The sequence below is a fragment of the Alistipes sp. D31t1_170403_E11 genome (assembly GCF_015553985.1).
GTDB classification, from domain to species: Bacteria; Bacteroidota; Bacteroidia; order Bacteroidales; family Rikenellaceae; genus Alistipes; species Alistipes montrealensis.
Window position 1 is genome coordinate 453,568 of record NZ_JADNHQ010000002.1, and the last position, 15,767, is coordinate 469,334.

At 56.0% G+C, this 15,767-nt stretch carries 7 protein-coding genes; 4 read left to right on the forward strand and 3 right to left on the reverse strand.

The window, feature by feature from the left end:
• The first annotated feature begins 598 nt into the window (after positions 1–598).
• Genes I2E69_RS05215 through I2E69_RS05225 form a run of 3 tightly spaced genes read left to right on the forward strand, consistent with a single transcriptional unit; the run spans position 599 to position 6,395 of the window.
• Entirely contained in the window at positions 599–3,505 is a 2,907-nt protein-coding gene (locus tag I2E69_RS05215; RefSeq protein ID WP_195459461.1) for a TonB-dependent receptor, read from the forward strand.
• A 13-nt stretch (positions 3,506–3,518) separates the two neighbouring features.
• A complete protein-coding gene (locus tag I2E69_RS05220; protein WP_195459464.1) occupies positions 3,519–4,793 on the forward strand; it encodes a DUF4876 domain-containing protein in 1,275 nt (424 codons plus the stop codon).
• A gap of 12 nt (positions 4,794–4,805) precedes the next feature.
• Positions 4,806–6,395: a DUF6850 family outer membrane beta-barrel protein gene (locus I2E69_RS05225; protein ID WP_195459467.1), complete on the forward strand. Its 1,590-nt coding sequence runs from the start codon at positions 4,806–4,808 to the stop codon at positions 6,393–6,395.
• A gap of 122 nt (positions 6,396–6,517) precedes the next feature.
• Here I2E69_RS05225 and I2E69_RS05230 read toward each other — a convergent pair whose 3' ends face one another.
• Together I2E69_RS05230 and I2E69_RS05235 are read right to left on the reverse strand one after the other, a co-directional pair.
• The gene (locus I2E69_RS05230) at positions 6,518–8,692 is read right to left on the reverse strand and encodes a S46 family peptidase (RefSeq protein ID WP_195459470.1); all 2,175 of its coding nucleotides are present in this window, start codon (positions 8,690–8,692) and stop codon (positions 6,518–6,520) included.
• Positions 8,693–8,755: 63 nt separating this feature from the next.
• A complete protein-coding gene (locus I2E69_RS05235; RefSeq protein WP_195459474.1) occupies positions 8,756–10,714 on the reverse strand; it encodes a 4Fe-4S binding protein in 1,959 nt (652 codons plus the stop codon).
• A gap of 144 nt (positions 10,715–10,858) precedes the next feature.
• Here I2E69_RS05235 and I2E69_RS05240 point away from each other — a divergent pair, with 144 nt between their 5' ends.
• Positions 10,859–13,678 (forward strand): M16 family metallopeptidase, encoded by a 2,820-nt coding sequence (locus tag I2E69_RS05240; RefSeq protein WP_195459476.1) that lies wholly within the window; start codon positions 10,859–10,861, stop codon positions 13,676–13,678.
• A gap of 73 nt (positions 13,679–13,751) precedes the next feature.
• Here the strand turns inward: I2E69_RS05240 and I2E69_RS05245 are convergent, their stop codons facing one another.
• Complete coding sequence (locus tag I2E69_RS05245; protein ID WP_195459479.1) at positions 13,752–15,749, reverse strand: glycoside hydrolase family 97 protein; 1,998 nt, start codon at positions 15,747–15,749, stop codon at positions 13,752–13,754.
• Between the last annotated feature and the right edge of the window lie 18 nt (positions 15,750–15,767).

The window sequence follows — 15,767 nt, forward strand, 5'->3', positions numbered from 1 at the left end:
AACCGAGAAGGGCGAGAATCAGGAGTAAGTAACGGGCCAAACCGGGGAGTGAAAAGGTTTATGGGTTGCAAGGTAGTAATTTCCGTCCATAGTACAATCGGTCCGAGAAAAAGAATTTTCGGCCCCGTCAGTCTGTTGCGAATCGAAACCGAATGGAAGGATACGGTTAAATTCTTTTGCAATATTCCGCCGGATGCGTCCGGATCGTAACCGAGGGTGAATTCATGCCCCGAAAAGGCATCCGGAATGCTGTTTTTTTCTTATCTTGCGACGCAAGACCCATCGTAAATTAAAGAGACCGGCATGAGGAAAAGTGAATTGAATCACCGCACCGCAGACGGACGGACTTGTGTTCCGGATCGTGCCGACGAACTCCCTGCCCGGGTTCCCCCCCCCGCGGGAGCCGCCGTATTCCCTGTTGACAGCCGAGTATTTTCCGATACCCGACAATTGCGCCGTGCAGTTGCCGGCAGTCGCTTTTATGTTCCCTGATCGTTAAAAATCCCCATTATTCGGGATTGCGGCCCGTTTTGCGGTCGCGTATCTTTGTGCCTCAGAAACGAACAACATTCTCAGTATTCACATAACCCTGTTTGCCATGAAGAAATTTTTACTAGTACTTTTATTGGCGGGCGTCTGCATTCCGCTGGGTGTGCAGGCCCAGGCTCCGAAGAAGGTTTCCATCGAAGGAACCGTGACGGAGTATAACACGAAACAGCCGATTGCAGGCTGTGTGGTTGCCATCCCGACGCTCGAACTGTGGGTGGTGACCGATGCCAAAGGCCGGTTCCGGATGCCGTCGGTGACTACCGGCAGCTATACCATCGAGACGACCTGCCTGGGCTACGAGCCCCTTTCGTATAAGGTGACGGTCACCAGTTCGATCGGAACGCTGTCATTGCGCCTCAAGGAGTCGAGCCTGCAACTGAACACCGTGACCGTGACGGCCCAGCGGGGCCGCAGCATCAACTCCTCGTCGACGATCGACCGTCAGGCGATGGACCACCTGCAGGCAACCTCCGTCAAGGACGTGATGCAGTTGCTGCCGGGTGTGTTGACCGCGAATCCGGAATTGACGAACTCCACTTCGAATTTCGTTGGCATCCGTGATCTCCCTAACTCGATGACGGACGGTAAGGAGGCGAGCAGTATCAACTCGAGTTCGGTAGGTGTCTATGTCGATGGGGCCGTTATGAATAATAACGCAATGCTGATGGGTGGAAAAGCTGCTGCTTTCGGGCAGCAAACGAGTCGAGGTATCGACATGCGTACGATTTCGACCGACAATATCGAATCGATCGAAGTTATTCGCGGTGTGGCGTCGGCCGAATACGGTAATATGAGCGCCGGAGCGGTCGTTGTCAAGACCAAGCAAGGTCGTACTCCTTATGAAGTCCGGGTGAAGACCGTGCCGGATACTAAGGCCGTGGCGCTGACCAAAGGTTATGCATTGGGCCCCGACAAGGGGTTCCTCAATGCGTCGATCGATTACGCCAATGCGATGAAAGATATCCGTACGGTGGAAGAAGCTTATGACCGCGGAACGTTTTCGGTGGGTTATACCAACACCTTTAACCGTGATCGCACTCCATTTCAGTTCAATGCCAAGGTGAGCGGCTACCTTTCGCGCGGCACAACGAAGGCAGATCCGGACAATATCTCGCAGGCGGAACGCAAGGAACTCGACGACCGGAATCTGTCGATCAACCTCAATGGTTCATGGCTGCTCAATAAATCGTGGATTACGACGTTGAAATATGTACTCAATACGTCGATGACCCGTCAGTATGCCCGTCAGCGGACAGCTCCCAGTGCGCTTGGCGTCGCCAATCCCGGAGCTTTGGAAAACGGGGAGTATCTGACTGAATTTATGCCCGACAATTACTTGAGCGATATTCGGAATCTGAGTATGGCTTATTACACGACGGCTAAAATGGTAGCCGAACTTTCGGGACGTTACGGCAAGGTTTACAACAAGGCGATGCTCGGTGTCGAATGGAATAATTCGGGAAATACAGGCAAGGGTCAGTATTACGAGGGCGTGCGCCCCATGTCATTCCGTCCGGAACCGTTCAGTGATATTCCTTTTTTGAATCAGGTGGCTGTCTTTGCCGAAGAAAAAGCGACGCTTCCGATCGGAAAAACGTCGCTTACGTTGCAGGCAGGCGGGCGTTTCACCTATATGGCGACGGATCAGTTGAACGATAACTGGGCTGTTGATCCGCGTTTCAACGCCAAATATACAATCATCAGCAACCGGGCCCCGAAAAAAGTTCGTGAACTCAGTATCCGCGGCGGCTGGGGTATTCAGACCACGCTGCCGGCCTTACGGTTGCTTTATCCTTTTCCGGTGTATATCGACCGGGTTTCGTTCAGCTGGGGCGGAACGTCTGAAACGGGTCCCATGGCGGCATGGACTACATTCGTGACTCCGCAGTCCGATATGATTAACCGTGACCTGAAGATGCAGTACAGCAAGAACCTTGAGGTAGGTCTCGATTTCGAGATGTTTGGTATCAAGGGAGGTGTTACATATTATAACGAGAAGATGCGTAACGGTTATACCCTTCGTATGACTCCGCAAATCGTGTCGTTCCGGGAGTATGAGACCTATAAGGGAACAGAAGCCCCGGTTTATATGGACGATCCGAACAACCCGGGACAAAAGGTCCTGGGCGTGGGAGGTGTTCCGCTTCCTTATCGGGATGAGAAAATATTCAATACGGCATCCGTCAAAAAACCGGCCAATGACGGTAAATACGATAAATGGGGTGTCGAGTATACGTTCGATTTCGGCCAGATTCGTCCGGTCCGGACTTCGGTCGTCGTCAACGGAGCATATATGACCATGACCCAGAAAGAGGGCGAGGGTGTGCTGTTGTACGATACTTATTCTACGGTAAAAGTGCCCTCCGACGGTAAAAATATCTACAATCCGTTTCTGGGTGCCTATTATGGCGGCAAGTCCGCTTCTTCCGGCTCGGTGTACACCCGATTCAATTCCAATATCAATCTGATCACGCATATTCCGAAGTTGCGCCTGATCACGACGCTGACGATTCAGTGCGTATGGCTCAACCGGACTCGAAATCTCCAGGCTGACGGTATTTACATTCTCGATGACAGCGGGAATCCCGTTTATGGCGATTTTTCGAACGGAACGAACGGTAAGATGATTTACAGAGACCCCGATTTCTACATGAACTCCGACGGTCAGGTGCTGCCTTTCAATCGGGATTTGTACAACGACCCCACTTATGGGGCGGCTTATCGGGAATATCTTCAGACGGCCAGTACGACTACTACCTTTATTGAAAACTCATTCAAGCCTTATTTCATGGCCAATCTCCGTGTCACGAAAGAGATCGGTCGGGTTGCACAGATTTCATTCTATGCCAACAACTTTACGGATTCGCATCCCAAAATGTTACTGAAGAATACAGGAACTTACAAGCGTGTGAATACCGATATTTATTTCGGCGCAGAATTAAAACTTAAATTCTAAAGAGTTGCAGACGATGAAAAATATTTTATGTTATATGGTTCCTTTGGCAGCGATCTTTCTGCTGAGCGGCTGCCTCAAAGATATGAAAGACAGTGAACTGCTTCACGGCAACAAAGAGGTGTTGATTTCTATCGATTTGCCCGGAGAACTGGCGTCGCTCGACAAGGCGGGATTCAAGGTAACCATGCGCAATACGAAGATCGGAAATACGTATGTTACCGAAACCGATGCGAAGGGTGAAACCCGGATCGATGCCGAGTATGGAAATTACAGCGTGATTATCAGCAAAGTGGCCGATGTGGATGGAATTAGCAAGTTCCTGCATGCTACCAAGGATTTTGTTCTGAATAAAGACGGTCAGTCGGCCGAGACGAGCAATCTCGAAATTAAAGCTACGGCGCGTGGGACGATCATTCTGAAAGAGGTTTATTTTCACAAAACGAAGACTGCCGACGGGAAAGCGAATTATAACTATGACCAGTATTTCACGCTCTGCAATAATTCCGACGATGTGCAGTATCTCGATGGCGTGGGAGTCGGATTCCACACTACGTTCAATTCGGGAAAATCGGTCGTGTACAATAAATTCTGGTTGGGAAGTACCAGCACCGAACTTCGCGACTCTATTCCGGTCAATGCCTTCGGTTTTGTTTTTCCGGGTAAAGGCCAGGAACATCCGATACAGCCGGGTGAAGAGGTCGTGATTGCTCTGAGTGCCGTTGAACAAACAGCAGACCAGACCAGCCGACCGATGAATCTCGCCGCGGATAATGTATGGGCAATGTATATTGATCGTTTTGGATCGAGTTCTGCGGTGAAAGCTCCTGCTGCAGGCGTTGAACGGTTGGAATGCTTCTGTGAACTGGCATCCGGAAATTCGATCGTTCTCTCCATCAGTTCGCCGGCAATCGTCGTGTATCGCTTGCCTGAAGATCCTTATGAGTACGTTAAGGATGGGGCCTTCAAAAGCCAGCCTTACGGTAAGGTGATGTATCAGCCTACGAAATATACGAATATGCCTTCGATAATGGTTCCCAAGGAGTGTATTCTCGATGGTGTGGAGTTTCGTAACAACGATACGCACGTCCCGCGCCTTTGCTCCGACATCAGTCTTCAGCCTTTGTTTATCACGACGACCTCGTACAGCGGTCAGTCCTATATCCGCAAGGTGGACGAAAGCGCTTCGGAGATCGTCGGGCGTACGGTTTATCAGGATACGAATAATTCGGCTGATGACTGGATTCCGCTCGACGAACCGACCCTTTGCACGGAGTACAAAAACCGATAAAACCAAACAGCTATGAAGAAAAAAATATATGCGGTACTCCTGTTGACTGCGGTATGTGCGGGGTCGGGCGTTTTCGCCCAGTCTTCCACTCCGAAGGAGAACCTTGAAAAATATTATACCCTGGAACGTATTCGTTCGAAAAGCGGATGGCTCGTTTCGGACAACGCGGCGGGCTTGATGCTTAATCAGGCTTCGCTCTCCATTGCGGAAGTAAATTATGATTTCGAGAAAGGCGGACTGCGCGATGTCACCGATGGGCCGAAGGTAAATGTGCTCGGCGTTCAGTCCGAATCGTACCGTCGTTGGGACCGGCTTTCGTTCTACGGTAAGTTGAGCTACAATTATGCGGCTTCGACTGACCGGAGCTGGGCTGGAAATGCCTATATCGGTGATTCTCCGATGCTGATCGGCGATTCGATTCCGGGTAACACGCGCAATGAAACCTATGCCATCGAGGCCGGGGTAGCTTACCGTATGGGCCACTGGGTGATCGGAGCGATGGGTAAATACGAAGATCGCAGCCTGGCAAAGCGCCGTGACTCGCGCAATAAGACGACTTCTATGTACATGAGCGTTCAGCCGGGTGTAATGTTTACTTCGAAGGTAGTGGATGCCGGTCTTAATTTTACATATAAACGTATAACAGAGCGGATTGGCTACAAGGCTTTCGGTACGAATACGACTGGCGGAATGATCTATTTCTTCGAAGGTATGTGGTTTTATACCAGCCAGCAGCTTGGAGGAACCGAGACTTTCTATGATATCTATTACAAAGGTTCCGAATACGGAGGTGCTGCCCAGATGGAACTGAAGCTGGGAAAGCGGGTGAAGTTCTTCAACCAGTTTTCGGCCGAATACAGCAAAATGGAGCGTTTCCGTTTCGATTTGGACCAGCATATGGGCGACAACGATCAGTTAACCTATCGTTATCTGGGAGTCTTGAACTTCACGGGCCGTTGTGTCGATCAGCGGCTTTCGGTTGACGCTTCGTGGGGCGACCTGCTGAAATACAACAATATTCAGGAGCTGGAGCTCGATCCGGAGACCAACCAAAAATCGTACAAGCAGTACGGTCGTTTCCTGAAGTTCTCACAGAAGCAGCGCAGCGTCGACGCCGACTATAAACTCTATGTCAAGCGTAACGAGTGGAGCAGTTCGTGGATCGTCGATGTGGCCTATAATTACTATAAAACCGAATCGGAGTATACGATCGCTCCGGCGCGGTACAACCAGGATGTGCACTTTTCGAAGCTGATGCTCGGAGTGACGAAGAATTTCCGGTTCGACAGTCGCAACTGGCTCGACGTGACGGCGCGCGGCGGATATACGTTCGGCGGCGGGAACCAGTTGGAAAAGACGTGTCCCGAGGGCGTGCAGATCGACAACGAGAACTACCGGGCCGACCTGCTGGCCCAGGAGTACGCTTTCCTGACCAACGACCGCCTGAACGGTGAGGCGGGCCTGCGCTATACGCATTACTTCCCGGCGAAAAAGATCGGCCTTTACGTCGACTTGAAAGGGCGCGCCGCATGGGCTCGCAGCGGACTGATGGACGGCAGCCGCCGGGGCGGCGTGTTCGCAGCCGTGGGTCTGAATTTCTGACCCTCCGTTTCCCGATTAAAACCCCGCAGGGCTTTAAAGCCCTGCGGGGTTTTTGTTGCCGGGATGTCAAAAAAAGAACGGACCCCGACCGGGTCCGTTCTCCTGTATAAATTAAGGGCGGGTTATTTCACCAGCCGCATTTCGTCGATCAGCGATCCGGCGCCGGCGTACTTGTCCATGATCCACAGCACGAAGCGGATGTCGACGCAGACGGTCTTGAAGTTGGTCGGATGGAAGTAGATGTCGCCCGACATCGACTCGCGGTTGCCGTCGAACGCCAGTCCGATCACGTCGCCTTTGGCGTTGAGCACCGGGCTGCCCGAGTTGCCGCCCGTGATATCGTTGTTGGTGAGGAAATTGACGTAGAGCTGGCCGTTTTCGCCCCAGCGGCCCCAGTCCTTGTTGCGGATGAGTGAGAACATCCGCTCGTCGACACGGAATTCGTAGTCGTCGGGGTTGTATTTTTCGGGGTAGCCGTCGATCGTCGACCGGGAGTCGTAGTGCACGGCGTCCTTCGGCGAAACCGGACCTACGGTTCCGTAGGTGAGGCGCATCGTCGAGTTGGCGTCGGGGTATTGGGGCACGCCCTCCGATTCGCGCATCTCGTAGATCGCGTGGGCGTAGCGCAGTTCTTCGGCGTCGGTGTCGATGCCGGAGGCTCCTTCGGCCTGCTTGAGATTCTCGGCGAAGCACCGCGAGCTGACCGAATTGGCCATGGCCGCCATCGGGTCGGAGAGGATGTCTTCTGCGGAACGGGGTTCGGCGAACCAGGCGCACAGTTTCTCGTAGCTGGTGCAGCAGGTATTTTCGAAAGCGTAGTCGATCAGCGCCGGAACGTTGCCTTCGAAGCGGTCGTAAAGCTGCGGCAGTCGGTCGCCCCACATTTCGCGGGGGACGTTGTCGGTGAAGCTCTGCACCATCTGTGTCAGCACCTCCTTGTCGGTGGCCGGGTCGAAATCCTTCATCATCCGCCGGGTGTTGCTCTTCACGCCTGCGAAGTCCTTGTCGCCGTCCTTTACCGTGGCGATGCTGTCGCGCAGCATCCGGTCGACGAGCGTGCCGAGACGGTTGGCCGTCATCATTACGTCGCTCGGGCGAATCCACGTCTCCTGGTAATAACACTTGCAGCGTACGGCCTGGGCGCGCGCTTCGTAGCCCTTTTTCAGGTTGGCGAGCAGGTCGCCGTATTCGGCCTTGCGGGCCGGGTCGGCATCGATCCAGGCGGCGAGGCGCTGCTCCTCGGCGGCACGGATGCCGATCACGTCGTAACGGCGCAGGCAGATGTTCTCCCATTTGGCGTAGTCGGCGTAGTTACTGATGCCGAAGTATTTGTCGCTGTACATCAGGCGTACGTCGGGGTCGGCCTCCATGTGGCGCTTCATGATGTCGAGGCGGTCGTGGCGCGCCTTGATCACGATGGGGTTGGTCACGTATTCCTTCTCGCGTACGGCGAACGACGACATGTAGCGGTTGGTACGGCCCGGGAACCCGATGACCATGGCATAGTCGCGGTCGTGGATGCCGCCGGTCGAGACGTTGAGCACCTTGCGGGGCGTGATGGGCACATTGTCCTTCGAATAGGCGGCCGGGCGGCCCTTCGCGTCGCCGTAGACGCGGTAGAGGGCGAAATCGCCCTTGTGCTGGGGCCAGCCCCAGTTGTCCTGTTCACCGCCGAAGGCGCCGATCTTCACGGGCGGCGCACCGACGAGGCGCACGTCCTTATAGGTTTCGTAATAGAAAAGCAGGTATTTCTTGCCTTTCCACATCGAGGCGCACTCGACTTCGAAGGGCGTGTCTTTGCCGTATTTTCTTGCGAGGATGCCGTAGACCTTGCGGGTTCCGAAAACGCCGAGGCTGTTGGCTTTTTCGAGCGAGTCGCGGATGGCCAGGGCTTCGTCCGTCACGTCGGCTACCTTGCGCAGGAAGGTTACGGTCTTGCCTTTGAGCGGCAGTTCGTCCTTTTGTTCAAGGGCCCAGAAACCCTCTTCGAGGTAGTTTTTCGCGGGGGTGCTCAGCGAGTGGATGTCGCCGTAGGCCACGTGGTGGTTGGTGATGACGAGTCCCTTGTCGGAAATTACGCTGCCCGTACCCATGCCGCCGTCGACGGCCACGATGGCGTTGCACAGCGCCGGGGATTCCTCGTTGTAAATCTCCCCGGGCTTGAGCTTCAGCCCCTCCTTCTTCATCTGGGGGTAGATCATGTTCTGGAACGTGCTGACCAGCCACATGCCTTCGTCGGCAGATGCGGCGGCGGGAAGCAACGCGCAGACCAGTAAATAAAAAATCGCTTTTTTCATAGTCGGTTCTGTTTATTCAAAAAAGGGGCTTGCGTATCACAAGCCCCTTGTAAGTATGTTGCGTCAGAGCGTGCGCCCTTCGGTTTTGAAGGTGAATTTCGGCTCTTCGTCCTTGAGCGTGCCGTCGTTGTATTTTACGGGCCATACCTTGGCGTTGAGCAGTTCGTTCCAGATCTTCGCATCGTCCCACATCGACTTGACGTAGACGATCCGCAGTACGGGAACCTCCTCGTCGTTCAGTGCCACGTCGAGACGCGTGATACCCTCCTTGAGCGAGAGGAATCCGCGGAAGTAGGGGAAGCTGCGCTTGATGAGCGGCTTCTCGATGCCCCGGCACTCGACTTCGTAAACGCCTTTGGGATATTTCTCGTCGTCGCCGTAGGTCTCGGTGTTGTGCTTGAACGGCGCCGAAAGGTCGCGGGTCTGTGCGAACATCAGGTCGAGGAACTCGCGGCGGGCGATCTTGCCGGCTGCGGGGTCGTAGCTCTTGAGCTGGTAGTGAACCGGAATCACCCGGACCTTGCCGCCATGGGCCAGCATGTGGGCCTCCTTGACCTCGATCGAGTCGCGGAGCATCTTTTCGGGAACCGAGGCCGAGGGATCGACGTAGAGCGTAACGGCTACCGGGCAGTCGTATTGTGCGTCGAAGCCGCAGATGCCGTCGATATTGCGCAGGATAGCCCCGAAGTAGACCATGTCCATCTTATCGTGGAGTCCCTCGACGCCGATGCGGACGATCGAAAGCGAGTCGACGCCGGCCTTGGGCGATGTGAACTTCATGGTTGTGGGTGCGAAAATCGCCTTGTCGATACCCGTTTGGTCGATTGCCTTGGGGTCGTAGCTGATGACTACCGCATGGCGTTTCACGAACGTTTTGACGCCGTAGACGCCGGGTACTTTCTGCATCTTGGCGGAGAAAGCCTTCGAACTGCCGAAGCATTTTACCGACGTGAGGCCTTCGATCTCGTAGGTCTGCATACCTTCGACCTGCTCGAACTCGCCCCACTTCTCGTCGATGGTCGGGAGTTCCCAATGACTGCCGAACCACAGCGCGGCGCCGAAGAGCGCGACGGCCAGGATGCCGGGCAGCCAGCGCAGCGACCGTTTGCCGCCGACCTGCAGCGAATCTTCCGGGCAGGCCGAGACGCAGGTTCCGCAGAGCGTGCAGTCGATGTGTTTTACCTTGTCGAGGTTCTTGATGTCGATCGAATAGGGGCATTTGCGCCGGCAAACGTCGCACTTGGTGCACGAAGCCTCGTCGCGGACGATGTGCAGCAGCGGGAAGACCTTGCTCTTGAGGTAGATCATCTCCCAGAGGTAACCCACGACACAGGCGGCGCCCAGCGCCCATACCCAGGCCGAACCTACGCCCAGCAGGCCCAGCACCCACAGCAGGATGACGATGCCGACGAAGGTGATCGTGAACTTGAAGATATTGCTCAGTGCGCCCAGCGGGCAGATGTATTTGCACCAGAACATTTTTACGAAGAAACTGCCGAGGAAGAGTACCGCAATCGAAATAATGGTCATCCAGGCGGTAATTTCACCTTTGAAACCCGTGGCAATGGCGTAATAAGGGTCGAAATTCTTGCAGAAAAGTTCGCTGCTCGACACCGACATGTAGAAAACGAGGAACAGCAGCGCGTATTTAATGATGCGGAGCGCACGGTCGGCGATGCTTCCCGGGCGGATTTCGGCATTGACTTTCAGTTTCCTGCCGCCTTTGCCCATCCATTCGCTGACGGTTCCCAGCGGGCAGAGGTAGCCGCAGAAGAGTTTGCTGAAAAGTACGACTCCCACGACGAGCATGACTCCCACCATGATCTGCACCATGGACATCGAGCAGGCCAGTGAGTTGCGTACCAGGTAACTGCCCAGTGCCTGCAAACCGCCGAACGGGCAGTAAGCCTCCACGTCCGCGGGTTTCTCCCCGAGGGTGAGCCCGTAGACCACAAATCCCACGATTGCTGCGAGCGTGCCCCACTGCAGCAAATTCTTTAACCAATTGCTTTTTCTTTTCATTTGTTCGGGTTGTAAATGATGTGTGTATACGCAAAGGTAATTATTTTGGTGAGTAATTGGTACGCGTTATTTGTTTTTTAGCGCCTTCTATGCGACTTTTTACTATATTTGTGAGACTACACCAAGTAATTAAGCGAATCCACGATGAAAAAATCTGTTTTGATCCGTGCGGCCCTGTTTTGCCTGCTGGCCGTCCCGGTTGCGGCGCAGGTCCCTGCAGGCCTGCAAGAGAAGATTCCCCTCGACGGCGAGGTGCGGGTCGGGCGACTCGACAACGGAATGACTTATTACATCCGGCATTACGACAACCCCAAACAGCGGGCTGATTTTTTCATAGCCCACGATGTCGGCGCCTTGCAGGAGGAGGATAACCAGAACGGACTGGCCCACTTCCTCGAACACATGGCTTTCAACGGCACGAAAAATTTTCCCGGGAAGGGGATTCTCAACTACCTGGCGGCGAACGGCGTGCGTTTCGGCTATAACGTCAATGCCTATACGTCGCGCGACCGGACGGTCTACAACGTTTCGAATGTGCCGCTGGTCCGCGAAGGACTGGTGGATTCGCTGCTGCTGATCCTGCACGACTGGTCCTATTACATCTCGTGCGAACCCGACGAGATCGAGTCGGAGCGGGGCGTGATCCGCGAGGAGTGGCGGCGCGGCAACGACGCCCGTTCGCGCATGGTCCGCAAGTCGGCCCAGGTCGAATACGACGGGTCGAAATACGCCCGCCGAGACGTGATCGGCGACATGGATATCGTCAACAACTTCGAGCGGCAGACGCTCGTCGACTTTTACCACAAGTGGTATCGTCCCGATTTGCAGGCCGTAATCGTCGTGGGCGATGTGGATGTGGACGCGATGGAGCGGAAAATCCGCGACCTGATGTCGTCGATCCCGAAGGCCGAAAACCCGGCGCCGAAGGAGGTTTACGACATTCCGTGGCGCGACAAGCCCCGTTACAGCGTGGTGACCGACCCCGAGACCAAGGCCGTGGCCGTGAAACTGATTTTTTACCAGCCCTATCCGTCGGCCGAAGAGCGTGCGACGGTGGGGGCCGTGCGCGACGACCTTGCGCGCAAGGTCTTCCTCGAAATGGCACGTTCCCGGCTGGCTGAGGCCGAGAAGCGCCCCGATGTGCGTTACAAGCGCGTCGTAGCCGTTACGGGAAGCCTCGCGACGTGCCGCAATACCCTCATGCTGACGGCTCTGCCCAGGGAACAGGACATGCGCGAAGCGCTGGCGGGCATCCTGACCGACGTGGAACAGATGCGCCGCTACGGTTTCAGCGACGAGGAGTTCGAAGCCGCCAAAGCCAAGGTCGCCAAGGCGGAAGAGAAAGCGCTGGAGAAATACCGTCTCGCAACGAATACCGACCTGGCCGGGCGATATGTGGAGCATTTTACGCGTAATGTGCCTTACGCAACGCCCGAAGACCGGACGCGTATTGTCGAAGAGCAGCTCGATGCCTTGACGCCTGAGGCGTTGAACCTGCTGCGCGCCGGCATGGTTTCGCCGAAGGGTATGCTCGTACTCGTGTCGTCGCCCGAAGAGTATATGGACAAGGTCCCCTCTGAAGCCGATGCTTTCGCTTTGATCGACTCGGTGAAGCATGCTGAGATAGCCCGTCCCGAACGCAGCGGAAAGGCCGCCGGACCGCTCTTCACGGCGAAAATAACCCCCGGAGAGGTCGTCAAGACCCGCAAGGCGGCCTTCGGAGCCGAGGAGTGGACGCTCTCGAACGGCGTGAAGGTATTCTGGCGGACCGTTCCCGAAGTGATCGGTACGCGTAAAGTCGGCGTGGCGGCTATTAATGAGGGCGGTTTTGCCCGCGACAGCGATGTCGAAGGCATGCATCTGCTCCAGAATTACGTCCGTACGATGGGCGTAAAGGATCTCGGCCGCAGCAGTATGCGCGACCTGCTCTCCTCGCATGACGCCAGCCTGATGGCGACGCTGGGCCGGGATGCGAGCTCCTTCTCGGGAGCGGCAAGTGCGGCTGACTTCGAATTGTTGCTGCAACTCCTGCACCTCTATATTACCGAGCCTAATTTCTCGGAACAGGCCTATGGCGACTACCTCGGCCTGGCCCGTACGTCGCTCGGGAAGGAAAAGTCGCCCAAGGCGCTTTTCGCCGAGCGTACCGACAGCACGAAATACGGCGGTCATCCGTGGCTCCGGCGGGCGACGCTTTCGACGCTCGACCGTTTCGACCGGGAAGCGGCCCGCAAACTCTACGACAAACTCTTCGGCAATGCCGCCGATTTCGTCTTCTTCTTCGCGGGCGAGATGCCTGCCGGCGAGGCGCGGCCGCTCATCGAGAAATACATCGGTTCGCTGCCTGCCGCCCCGAAGCAGAAATTCAAGAAGGAGGATTTCGAGATCGTACCTGGCACGAGGGAGTACGATGCGGTTTTCCCGGGCGCCGTGACGCCCAAGTCGTCGATCGAGCGCATCTACCATGGCAAGTTCGATTATACGCCGGCCAATTATGCCGCGCTGCGCTACGTCTCCTATATTCTCGGCGCGCGTTACCTGACGACCGTGCGCGAAGAGAAGGGCGGAACCTATTACATCGGCGTGCACGACGAGGTCGGGGCCCGTCCCCGCGGCTACTGTCACCTGGTGGTGAGCTTCGAGACCGATCCCAAGCTGCGTGAAATGCTGCTGGGCGAAGTTCAGAAGGGCATCGAACAACTGGCCGCCGAAGCTCCCTCGGAGCAGGAGGTGAACGAAGCGATGCTTTACTTCAAGAAGGTCAATGCCGAACGCAAGTCGAAGAACCTGAAATCGACCTCCTACTGGATCAACAAGATGCGGGCGGAGTATTTCGACGGAGCTGACCTGGATAAGGACAACGAGGCGGTATTTACGGCCGTGACGCCCGAAGAGGTGCGCCGCCTTACGCGTGAGATTCTCGCGCAGGGCAACCGCTATACGGCGGTTTTCACACAGGAGTAACTCCGCATGCCCCGAAACGAAACCCGGGCGGCCGTCGAGGCCGCCCGGGTTTTTCGTATGTATGTCCTGGCGCTTATTTGCGCGTGATCTTCAGGGCGAAGCCTCCTCCGGGAGCCATCTTTACCGTCATTTTCTGGTCGGCGGGGATTTCGACCGCTTCGCACTTGTAGTCGCGGGCGGCTTTGTCGGCGTTGACGCCGTCGCGGAACAGTTCGGCAGTGTAGGAACCCTCGCCCAGGAAGCCGAGGTCGACCGTCAGGCTGCGCGCGTTCCAGTCGGTCATGCCGCCGACGTACCACGTGTCGCCCTTGCGGCGTGCGATGGAGACGTATTCGCCGACCCGGCCGTCGAGGCCCACGGTCTCGTCCCACGTCGTCGGGATGTCGGCGATGAAACGCGTGCACTCCTCCTCGCGCATGTAGTTCGACGGCGAGTCGCACAGCATGTTGAACGGCGATTCGAAGATCACGTATTCAGCCAACTGGCGGCAGCGCGTACCCTGGCTCATGGCTTCGGAGCCTACGGCGCGGAAATTTCCGCGCGTGGCGTTGCGCATGGCGCCCTGCGTGTAGTCCATCGGTCCGGCGAGCATGCGGATGAAGGGAATCGTCACGTCGTAGGTCACCATGTCGGTTTTTTCGCTGGTCCACTTCATCTGCTCCAGGCCGAAGACCCCTTCGAAATTGAGTACGTTGGGATAGGTGCGCTGGATACCTGCGGGTTTGTGGTAACCGTGTATGTCGAGGAACAAGTGGTATTTGGCCGCCGTTTCGGCCAGACGGTACGTGAAGTCGGCGATCTTCTGGTCGTCGCGGTCCAGGAAGTCGACCTTGAAACCTTTGATACCCATCTGAGAATAGTGCTTGCAGACACGCTCCAGGTCGCGCTCCGTGGCGTAGAACCCGGCCCAAAGGACGATGCCGACGCCGCGCTCCTTGCCGTAGGCGACCAGTTCGGGCAGGTTGATTTCGGGAACCACCTGGAAGAGGTCGGCCTTCTTGTTCACGGCCCAGCCTTCGTCGAGGATGACGTATTCGATGCCGTGGTCGGCGGCGAAGTCGATGTAATATTTGTAAGTCTCGTTGTTGATGCCCGATTTAAAGTCCACCCCGTAGAGGTTCCAGGTATTCCACCAGTCCCAGGCTACCTTGCCGGGTTTGATCCACGAGATGTCCTCCACGCGCGACGGTGCGGCCAGGCAGTAAACCAGGTCGTTGTTGGCCAGTTGGATGTCGTGTTCGGCGATCGCGAAGACGCGCCACGGGAAGGTGCGGGCTCCCTTGGTGCGGGCGATGAAGTTCTCCCGCTCGGTTACCAGCAGTTGCAGTTCGTTGTGGCCGCCCTGAACCTCCTTGGCCGGGTAGGGTGCGAAATTGCCGCGCAGGGCCTTGCCGCCCGTGGGGTTGTAGAGGTACATGCCCGGGTAATCCTCCAGGTCGGCCTCGGTGATGACGATCTTCGCCGTTCCGGCGTCGGCCAGGATCGGCAGGAAGGCCAGGTGGTCGGCCGCAACTTCGGAAACGGGCTGATTCGTGTAGGTATTCTCGAAACTGTTGAAGTAGCAACGTTCGATACCGCCCTCTTTTTTGCGGGGGTTTACATAGGGGACATAGGCCCGGAAGTCCTCCGGGAAACGGATGTCCACCAGCTCGTCGGCGACGGTGATTTCGTCCTTCATGGAGGTTACGAACCGGTAAGCGACGCCGTCGTCATAGGCGCGGAAGTCGACTCCGTAATCCCCCTTGAAAGTGAGCGTCAGGGAGTTATATTTGTTGTCGACCGTGCTGCGCTTGTAAAAGGGCGCCTCGATGGTTTCATCGACGCTTTTCGTCGATGCTTTGCGTACGACGGCTTTCTGGCCGAGGACGCGCCCGTCGGCGAGCGTAAGCGACAGGGGCGAAGGGGCGATCAGCTCTTTGCCGTCGCGGGAAATGGAGTAGGTGACGGCCTGTGTGCCGGCGTCCACGCGTACGGCGATTTTCCCGTCGGGGGATTTCAATTCGTAAGTTTTGGCTGCGGAAATTCCGGTCCCGGCACTGAATAAAAGGAGTGTCAGAAGTAATTTTTTCATAATAGATTATTGGGTTTG

Coding starts and splice junctions, on each gene's coding strand:
- I2E69_RS05230 (WP_195459470.1), bottom strand. CDS start 8,692: ATGAAAAAAGCGATTTTTTATTTACTGGTCTGCGCGTTGCTTCCCGCC.
- I2E69_RS05215 (WP_195459461.1), top strand. CDS start 599: ATGAAGAAATTTTTACTAGTACTTTTATTGGCGGGCGTCTGCATTCCG.
- I2E69_RS05225 (WP_195459467.1), top strand. CDS start 4,806: ATGAAGAAAAAAATATATGCGGTACTCCTGTTGACTGCGGTATGTGCG.
- I2E69_RS05245 (WP_195459479.1), bottom strand. CDS start 15,749: ATGAAAAAATTACTTCTGACACTCCTTTTATTCAGTGCCGGGACCGGA.
- I2E69_RS05240 (WP_195459476.1), top strand. CDS start 10,859: ATGAAAAAATCTGTTTTGATCCGTGCGGCCCTGTTTTGCCTGCTGGCC.
- I2E69_RS05235 (WP_195459474.1), bottom strand. CDS start 10,714: ATGAAAAGAAAAAGCAATTGGTTAAAGAATTTGCTGCAGTGGGGCACG.
- I2E69_RS05220 (WP_195459464.1), top strand. CDS start 3,519: ATGAAAAATATTTTATGTTATATGGTTCCTTTGGCAGCGATCTTTCTG.